The sequence below is a fragment of the Halomonas sp. MES3-P3E genome (assembly GCF_002836035.1).
GTDB classification, from domain to species: Bacteria; Pseudomonadota; Gammaproteobacteria; order Pseudomonadales; family Halomonadaceae; genus Vreelandella; species Vreelandella arctica.
This window is the reverse complement of the sequence record NZ_PJBT01000015.1, coordinates 70803-79261: the sequence shown is the minus strand read 5'-3', so window position 1 is coordinate 79261 and position 8459 is coordinate 70803. Positions and strand designations below refer to the sequence as shown.

Sequence of the window (8459 nt, the reverse complement as noted above, 5' to 3'; positions counted from 1 at the left end):
ATACCACGAACATCACGATTTGGCTTAACCATGCAAGCCCGTCGTGAAACAAGAAAGTGCTACGTTGGAAGGCGATCCGGTGATTGCCTATGAACACACCGGTCAAAAAAATGGCCAAAAAACCGCTACCACCGGCGTTGGCTGAAATGCCAAACGAAAGGAAACCACAGGCCGCGACCAGCACCGGATAGAGCCCAGAAGCAACAAGGTGTATGCGGTTAATGATTTTAACTGACGCCCAACCGACCCCAATGCCCACCAGGGCGCCTACCCCCATTTGCAGCACAAAAAGCTTCAGTAATCCTAGGCCTGGCGCCATATCATTAACCAGTACCTCCAACAGCCCAACGGTTAAGAAAATGGCCATGGGATCGTTGGAGGCGCTTTCAATTTCTAAGGTCGATTTCAGCTTTTTATTAATATGTATGCCGGCATTACGCAGTAGCGAGAAGACCGCTGCCGCATCTGTTGAACCGACAATCGCACCCAGCAAAAAGCCTTCCAGCAGCGGCAGGCCTAAGATATAAGCGGCTGCTAAGCCAGTGATCAGTGCGGTGATTAATACCCCGAACGTGGCAAGTAATGAGGCAGGTTTCCAGACTTTTTTAATCGACGAAGTAGGGGTTTGAAGCCCGCCATCGAATAGGATCATGGCCAACGCCAACGTACCTAGCGCATGAGCGCCCACGGGATTGTCGAAGGCGATACCACCGATCCCACTCTCTCCGGCAAGCATGCCGATGACTAAAAAAAGGACTAGAACAGGTAGGCCAAGTCGGGCGGATAGCTTGCTCGACACAATGCCGACTAATATCAAAATGGCAGCAAGTAAAATAAGCTGATCAACGGGAAACATAAAGGGCAACCCTTTTAAACGGTACCTATCGCACGCACTGGCAGTAAGCCCTTTAGGGCCGCCAGCAACAATTAAACCACCGAGAATTAACTTGCCACGATCGGCGGCGCTCGATTGGGGGGTAACAAGGTGCGGCAGGAACACAGGTAGCTGGGGGCTACTCGGTTTAAAATAGGGCCGTAAGATAACGTCAGTAGGCGTATGTCATAGACGTTTGGCGGCAACGCATCGCCAGAAGAGAGTTCAAATAATTGTAAAAGCTCTTCATCCGCTTGACGCTTGGATGAATCATTTTGTATGCGCAATTTAGCGGGAAGCGGGGCAACACCGTAATGGGTTGACTGGCGCAGTATGTTTTCATCGGCTTGTTGAAAGACGGCAAAATGCGGTTTATGGAATTGCTCAATAGCGCCAAACAGGAGGATTAAAAAACAGCCTAAAAGCAGGCACTGGGAAGCCCTCTGAGGCGTATACCTTGTATTGTTACTACTTACCTCGTGCTGCATTAAACCTTCCCTGAGCAAGCTAACCGAGCCTCTTTTATACCTTAGGCGGGGGTTGTTTGCATTAGACAGCTAATGGCATGACATCGACTTCAACTTCAAGACGGTGTTCGCCGCCGCCGTTCATAACCCTTTGAGCGGCGCGACATCTGCATAATCTCGCCCCCAAGCCAGCACGGGGTGCTGTTCACCAGCCACTGAGCCATTGGTGGGGTCAAGCGCCAGCCAGCCCCACTCGGGAATCCAGGTCGCCAGCCACGCATGGGAGGCATCAGCGCCGATCAGCCGCGGCTGCCCGGGCGGTGGCTGGGTTTCCAGGTAACCACTGACGTAGCGTGCGGCGAGTCCTACCGAACGCAATGCGCCAATCGCCAGGTGGGCGAAGTCCTGACAAACCCCACGCCGGTTGGCGAGCACCTCGCTTAACGGTGTCGCCAGCGTAGTGAAGCTGGGGTCGTATTCAAAAGTGCTATAAATCAACTCATTCAGCGCTAGCGCCGCCTCAATAAGTGGTCTGCCTGGGGTGAAGCAGCTACGGGCAAAGGCGGCTAGCTCGTCGTTACGACGGATAAACGGTGAGTCCAACCGGTAGAGTTGAACGTCAAAGCTGTTGTCCTGGCTAAGCAGCTGGGCAACGTTTTCCCACGCTGGTGAAACAGTTGGCAGGGCGGTGAGCGGTTGAGTATTCAGTGGTGTTACCACGGTGACATCCAGCGTTTGATGAACCTCTTCCATGGCGAAATAGAGCACCCGGTTACCGAATATATCGCAGCGCTCCTTTTGTACCTGCGGCGCAGGGCTAATATGTAATTCCGAAGCGCCACACTGCTGATGGGGCGTTTTGCGTGGAAACACCCGCGCTTCACTATGGCACAGCGTCACCGGCGCGCTGTAGTGGTAGCGGGTGGTATGCCGCAACGTGTAGTTCATGCGTCTGGCTCCATGCTGACTAGCTGGCGAGGTCGTTCCACATGGCTGAAATGACTTTGACTGATCGCTTCAGAAAGCGCACTCAGGGGCTCAATCAGGGCGTCCAATAGTTGTTCTAACGCCTCTTGCGCCTCGGGGGTATCCGCTAAATGGCTCAAACGATCAATATCGGCAAGATGGAGCGCTGCATTCGCCTGAATCAACAGCCTGCGTTCGGCGTTACGGTAGGGGGATGTAGTGCCGGGCAGGCGATCCATCTGGCTCTCAATGCGCTTGAGCATATAACCCACCGAGCGAGGGTTAGTCTCGTCGAACAGCAGTAGGTCAAGAATCGCCGCTGGGTGTAGTTCGCTGCGGTAGCGGCGTCGATAAGCGGTAAAGTTATCGGTGGTGGCAAGCACGACTTCCCACAGTGCCAAGCCCGGCGAATGCGGCGCATTCAGGGTAAGTTTGAGTAGCGAGAGCAAGCCCAGCACGCGATCCAGGAAGCGGCCAATATCCATGAACCGCCAGCCATAGTGGTGCGGCATGGTTTCGTTGCAGAGTCCGAAAAACGCAGCCAGCTGGGCCGATAGTCCTTCGCAAGCGCGCCGCGCCGCGCTGGCTCCCAAGCTGGGGTTGAAGGTGGCCATGCGTTGGCGCAACTGGTGCACGACCCGCCAGGAGTCGTCGCCTAAATGGTCGCGCACGCTGCGTGCATTACGCATTAATTGCGAGAATAGTGGCTGCAGCGCTTGGGGCTCCACGTCATCGAACTGCGCCAATAGTGCCGCACGCTTCTGTTCAAAACCGATCAGTGGCGCTTGTAAGCGGTGCTCGTCGTCTTTGCTGAGTGTGGTGATATCCAGGGCTAACAGCAGCTCATCCAACAGCTGGTCGGCGATCGCGTCCTGGTCGTACTCCATTAGCCTTAGCAGTGCTTCACGCAGCAAGCGGGCGCGGGTGTCTAATCGCTCACCGTAGCGGCCTAGCCAAAACAGGCTTTCAGCCACCCGGCTGGGTAGATCCGTCCCATCCCGCGTCGCCACCACCGGGCCGCGGGCTTGGCGCAGCTGGCTGACATGCGGCTGGGGTGAGGCTGCGGTGACCCACACATCTTTGACAATACTGGTGCTCAGTGAGGGCGAGCCAGGCGCACCGACCCAGGCTAAACCGCCGGGCATCACCTGGTATTCGTCCGCCGTGCTGCGGTTGACGGTAGCCGGGGTGTGGGTCACAAAGCAGCGCAGGTTTAACGTAGTGGGCTCAAGTCGCTGCAGGTGGCTGTCAAATATCGGTGCGCTGGCCGGTTGCGTAGAGGCATCAGCGTTGGGTAGCAACAGTGTCTCACCCAGTAAGTGTTCGCACAGTGCTGGCAAGTAGTCAGCTAATACCGGGGCTTCTAAAATGCCAACTCCCAGTGCGTTCGATAACGCTACACCGCCTGAACGCATAGCTTGTAACAGCCCCGGCACGCCGAGCTGCGAATCGCCGCGCAGCTCCAGCGGGTCGCAGTAAGCGTCATCGCAATGGCGCAAGATCACATCGACCGGTTGCAAGCCGCCTAGAGTGCGCAGCCAAACCTGCGTATCGCGCACCACCAAATCCTGCCCTTCTACCAACGCGATATTAAGGTAATTAGCCAAATAGGCGTGCTCAAAATAACGCGGGCTCGCTGGCCCCGGCGTTAATAGAATCAGGGTGGGATTATCGCGGTGCTGGTAGGCCATGGCGATGAGCGTTCGGTGATGCAAATCCAGGAAACCCGCCAAACGCTTTAAGGGCGCATTACGGTACATACCGGGGAGGGCGCGGGCCATCAATATGCGATTTTCAAGCGCAAAGCCCGTACCTGACGGTGCCTGCAGCCGGTCGGACATAACTCGCCATTGTCCTTGGGTGTCCTGAATAACATCCACACCGTGAAAACCGATCGGCGCACGGTCGTTGGGTAGCGAACGATGGCAGGGCAGCAAGAGAAGCGGTGACGCAAGCAGTTCCTGAGCTGGCAACAGGCCTAGGTCAAAGAGTGTTTTGGGCCCGTATATATCGTTATAAAGGGCGGTCAGCAGGCGGCTGCGCTGAGTAAGCCCCGCCTCCAGCGCTTGCCACTGCACTTCATCAATCACCCAGGGTAGTGGGTCGAGCCGCCACGAACGCCCTTGGGTTTCATCATGCATATTAAAAATGACGCCGTTTTCGGCCAGCAGGCGCTGAATCTCTTCATGCTGCTGTAAACGCCCCGTGGGGCCCATGCCCTCTAGCGAGCCCAGTAAGCTTTCCCAGCCAGGGCGTAACTGCCCTTGGCTATCGAGCATGGCGTCATACGTGCCGGGCTGTCCCTTGCCTAGCTGGTTCAAGTAATCCTCAACGAGCCCGTTAGCCACGGGCGCGAGAAGTGAGGGTGAGACAGGGGCCGTCATTATCCTTGTAATCCTGAGAGGTAAGGGGGCGGATTATCCAGCACTGGCTACTAAGAGAAAAGCATTAGCTTAGAAACCCGCTGATTAACTATTGCGCTTGGCCATACGGCGTTAAAAATCGCCTCAAAATGCTCATTTACACCCTGTAAACTCCGCTTTTTCGTTAATTTTTGCCTTGTCTGGCCTTCGCTCATTACGTTAATCAGGGGCTCCTTAGTTAAAAACATTAGCTAGGCGTCCAGCGCAGATCGAGCGTTTGTGGCAGTTCCAGGCTGGGGGTTTCCAGCTTGGGAGCTTGATGACCATGACTATGGCCACTGTCACTAAAACGCCCCAGTCGACGGGCTTCGGCTTCAAACGCATTGACCGGGAAAGTATCGAAATTACGCCCGGTCGGATGCACCACGTAATAGGTACAGCCCGCCACAGAGCGCTGATTCCAGGTATCAATCACATCAAACACCAGAGGTGCATGAATAGGAATCTGCGGATGCAGTGCCGAGGGCGGCTGCCAGGCGCGGTAGCGCACCCCGGCGACTGCTTCCCCGTTTCTGCCGGTGGCTGAAAGCGGTACCCGGCGTCCGTTGCAGGTCACCACGTAGCGGTCACCGCTCATGCCGCTGACTTTGACTTCCAGGCGCTCCACCGAGGAGTCCACATAGCGAGCCGTGCCGCCTGCCGAGGCCTCTTCGCCCAGCACGTGCCAGGGTTCGATGGCTTGGCGCAGCTCGATGTCTAGCATGGGCGTATGCAAACGGCCATGCAGCGGGAAACGGAACTCCAGGAAGGGGGCAAACCACTCAAGGTCGAAGTCGAAGCCGTGGTGGCGTAAATCGGCCAGCACGTCGTCAAGATCATTCCACAGGTAGTGAGGCAGCATCCAGCGATCTTGCAGTGCGCTTCCCCAGCGCACGGGCTTGGCGCGGTAGGGCGTTTTCCAGCAGCGCGCGACAAGGGCGCGGATTAACAGCATTTGCATCAGTCCCATGCGCGCATGGGGCGGCATCTCAAAACCGCGTAGTTCTAATAAGCCGAGTCGACCGCTGTCGCTATCCGGCGAGTAGAGTTTGTCGATACAGAACTCGGCGCGGTGAGTATTGCCGGTTAGGTCAGTTAACAGGTGGCGCAGTAAGCGATCGACCAACCAAGGTTGTACTACGTCACCTTCGGGCATTTGCTGTAACGCGATTTCCAACTCATAAAGTGCTTCGTGACGCGCTTCGTCCACCCGCGGCGCTTGGCTGGTTGGGCCAATAAAGAGACCCGAAAACAGATAAGAGAGGCTAGGGTGATGCTGCCAATAAGTCACTAAGCTGGCGAGCAGATCTGGGCGACGTAAGAACGGCGAATCGTCAGGCGTCAGGCCGCCTAGCGTGACGTGGTTGCCACCGCCGGTGCCGGTGTGGCGTCCGTCGAGCATGAATTTTTCGGTGCCCAGGCGAGTTTCTCGTGCCTCAACGTAGAGCCGTTCGGTTTGCGCGACCAGGGTTTGCCAGCTGGCCGCAGGCATAATATTCACTTCGATCACGCCTGGGTCGGGGGTGATCATAAAGTTTTCCAGACGCGGATCCCGAGGCGGTGAGTAGCCCTCTACCATCACCGGGCAAGCGAGCTCTTTAGCACACTCTTCAACCGTACTGAGCAGGTCCAGGTAGTGCTCTAAGCTGGTGAGCGGTGGCAGGAAAATATGCAGGCGACCATCCCGGGGTTCCACACACAGACTGGTGTGAATAATGCCACTCTCGCGGTCGTTTTCTGCCCGTGGCTGCTGCTGGACATCTTCGCCTTCAGGGTGCGATGGGCTGGGGTGGCTGGAGCGACCCAGGCGTTCGGCATCGCTGATATGCAGTTGTTCAGCGTTGCGGCGGGCGACTTCGCCGTGAATGTCGCCCAGTGCCGGGCGGGGCGCGAATAGCGATTCAGGCTGGGGCTGCTCTTCCGGGTCAGCCCAGGGCAACGCCGAAAGCGGTAAGCGCAGGCCCATGGGGGAATCGCCGGGTACTAGAAAAAGGTGGTCGCGCTTGAGCGGCCAGCGGCCGCTTTCCCAGCGGTGGGCTTGGCTGATCGAGTGGCGCAGTGGCAGAGCGTAACCAACGACTTCGTCCAGGCCTTGTTCCAATAGGCGGGCTAAGCGGTGACGCTCGGCATCGTCTTTGAGGTTGGCTTCGCGCGGGTCAACGTTGACCGGCAGCGACTGCTCTTTCCAAAGGTAGTAGTAGGCATCTTCGTACGCCGGTATCCAGTAACGTTCGGCCACACCCAGCCGCTCGCTGAGTGCCTTGGTAAAGCGTTGCGCCATGGTGTTATCCACGTGCACTTTCGGGGCAGCCTCCAGGCAGGCCAACCACTGTGGGTCGCGCCATAGCGGCACGCCATCTTTACGCCAGTAGCAGGCCAGCGCCCAGCGGGGCAGCGGTTCGCCGGGGTACCACTTGCCCTGCTGCTGCTGAATGGCGCTGCCGGGGGCATAGGCGGCCTGAAGGCGCGTCAGTAGTACTTCGGCCCGCTCGCGCTTGTGCTCACCGAGCGCTTCGGTATTCCACTGCGGGCTTTCCATGTCGTCGACCGATACAAAGGTAGGTTCGCCACCCATGGTCAGGCGCACATCTTGCTGAAGAAGCTCGGCATCCACCTCGTCGCCGAGGTTGCAGATACGCTGCCACTGCTCATCGCTATACGGCTTGGTGACCCGTGGGTCTTCGTGAATACGCTCCACTTCCATGGTCACATCGAACGTGACTTCGCACTTATCCGAAAAACCGGTAATGGCCGCCGCGCTACCCGTGGTGGGGGTTGCGGCCAACGGGATATGGCCTTCGCCTGCAAACAGGCCCGAGGTTGGATCAAGGCCTACCCAGCCTGCACCAGGCAGAAACACTTCGGTCCAGGCGTGTAAATCGGTGAAATCTACTTCTGTACCGCTGGGTCCATCGAGTGCTTTGACATCGGATTTAAGCTGAATCAAATAGCCCGATACAAAGCGTGCCGCGAGGCCTAGATGGCGAAAAATCTGCACCAGCAACCAGGCGCTATCGCGGCACGAGCCACTGGCCAGGGACAGGGTCTCTTCACAGCTTTGTACGCCTGGCTCCAAGCGCACTAGGTAACCGATATCGTCTTGTAGGCGCTGGTTAAGCGCGACCAGGAAATCGACGGTGGTGGTCGGTTCGCGGGGCACGCCCTTGAGCCACTCCATTAAGCGCGGCCCGGACTCGGTGATTTCAAGATAGGGGCCCAGCTCCTGGCGCAGCGCTTCCGGGTAATCGAAGGGAATCTGTTGCGCAATGTCGTCCAGGAAGAAATCGAACGGATTAATCACCGTCATCGGGGCGATCAGCTCGACGGCGATGGTTAGCTCTTTACGCGGTTCTGGGAACACCACGCGGGCGTTGAAGTTGCCAAACGGGTCCTGTTGCCAATTTAAAAAGTGGTCTTCGCCGGAGAGCTTGAGCGAGTACGCCTCGATATGCGTGCGACAGTGGGGCGCCGGACGTAGCCGAATAACATGGGGTGATAGACGCACCGGGCGGTCAAAGTGGTAAGTCGTACGATGGTACAAGGCAACGCGAATGGTCATGGGCCACCCTCAAGAGAACCGTTATCAACCGGATAGTCGGCTGGGTTAGGGAATAACCGAACGTTTCGCAAGTATCGTTCCACTTTTACTTTTTTGCAGCCGCTATATTAAGTAAGGCGTTTAACTAAAGTGGAAATGGCGTTATGCACCAACTTGAAGCCAACTGGCCGCACCAAAAAAAAGCATAAAAG

General features: G+C 57.0%; 5 protein-coding genes. All 5 read right to left on the bottom strand.

Annotation, left to right across the window (positions count from 1 at the left end; all coding sequences use genetic code 11):
- The coding region (locus CXF87_RS04600; protein WP_101145670.1) for a potassium/proton antiporter at positions 1–856 on the bottom strand (856 nt) is incomplete at its 3' end.
- A gap of 86 nt (positions 857–942) precedes the next feature.
- Positions 943–1362, bottom strand: a complete 420-nt coding sequence (locus CXF87_RS04595) for a hypothetical protein (protein WP_008958071.1) — start codon at positions 1360–1362, stop codon at positions 943–945.
- Between the two features lie 120 nt (positions 1363–1482).
- Positions 1483–2289: a transglutaminase family protein gene (locus CXF87_RS04590; protein ID WP_332870624.1), complete on the bottom strand. Its 807-nt coding sequence runs from the start codon at positions 2287–2289 to the stop codon at positions 1483–1485.
- Positions 2286–4691 (bottom strand): circularly permuted type 2 ATP-grasp protein, encoded by a 2406-nt coding sequence (locus CXF87_RS04585; protein WP_101145669.1) that lies wholly within the window; start codon positions 4689–4691, stop codon positions 2286–2288. The genes CXF87_RS04590 and CXF87_RS04585 overlap by 4 nt, the downstream gene beginning before the upstream one ends.
- Positions 4692–4917: 226 nt before the next feature.
- Positions 4918–8268 carry a transglutaminase family protein gene (locus tag CXF87_RS04580; RefSeq protein WP_101145668.1) on the bottom strand — a complete coding sequence of 1117 codons (3351 nt, stop codon included), beginning with the start codon at positions 8266–8268 and terminating at the stop codon, positions 4918–4920.
- Positions 8269–8459 lie beyond the last annotated feature (191 nt).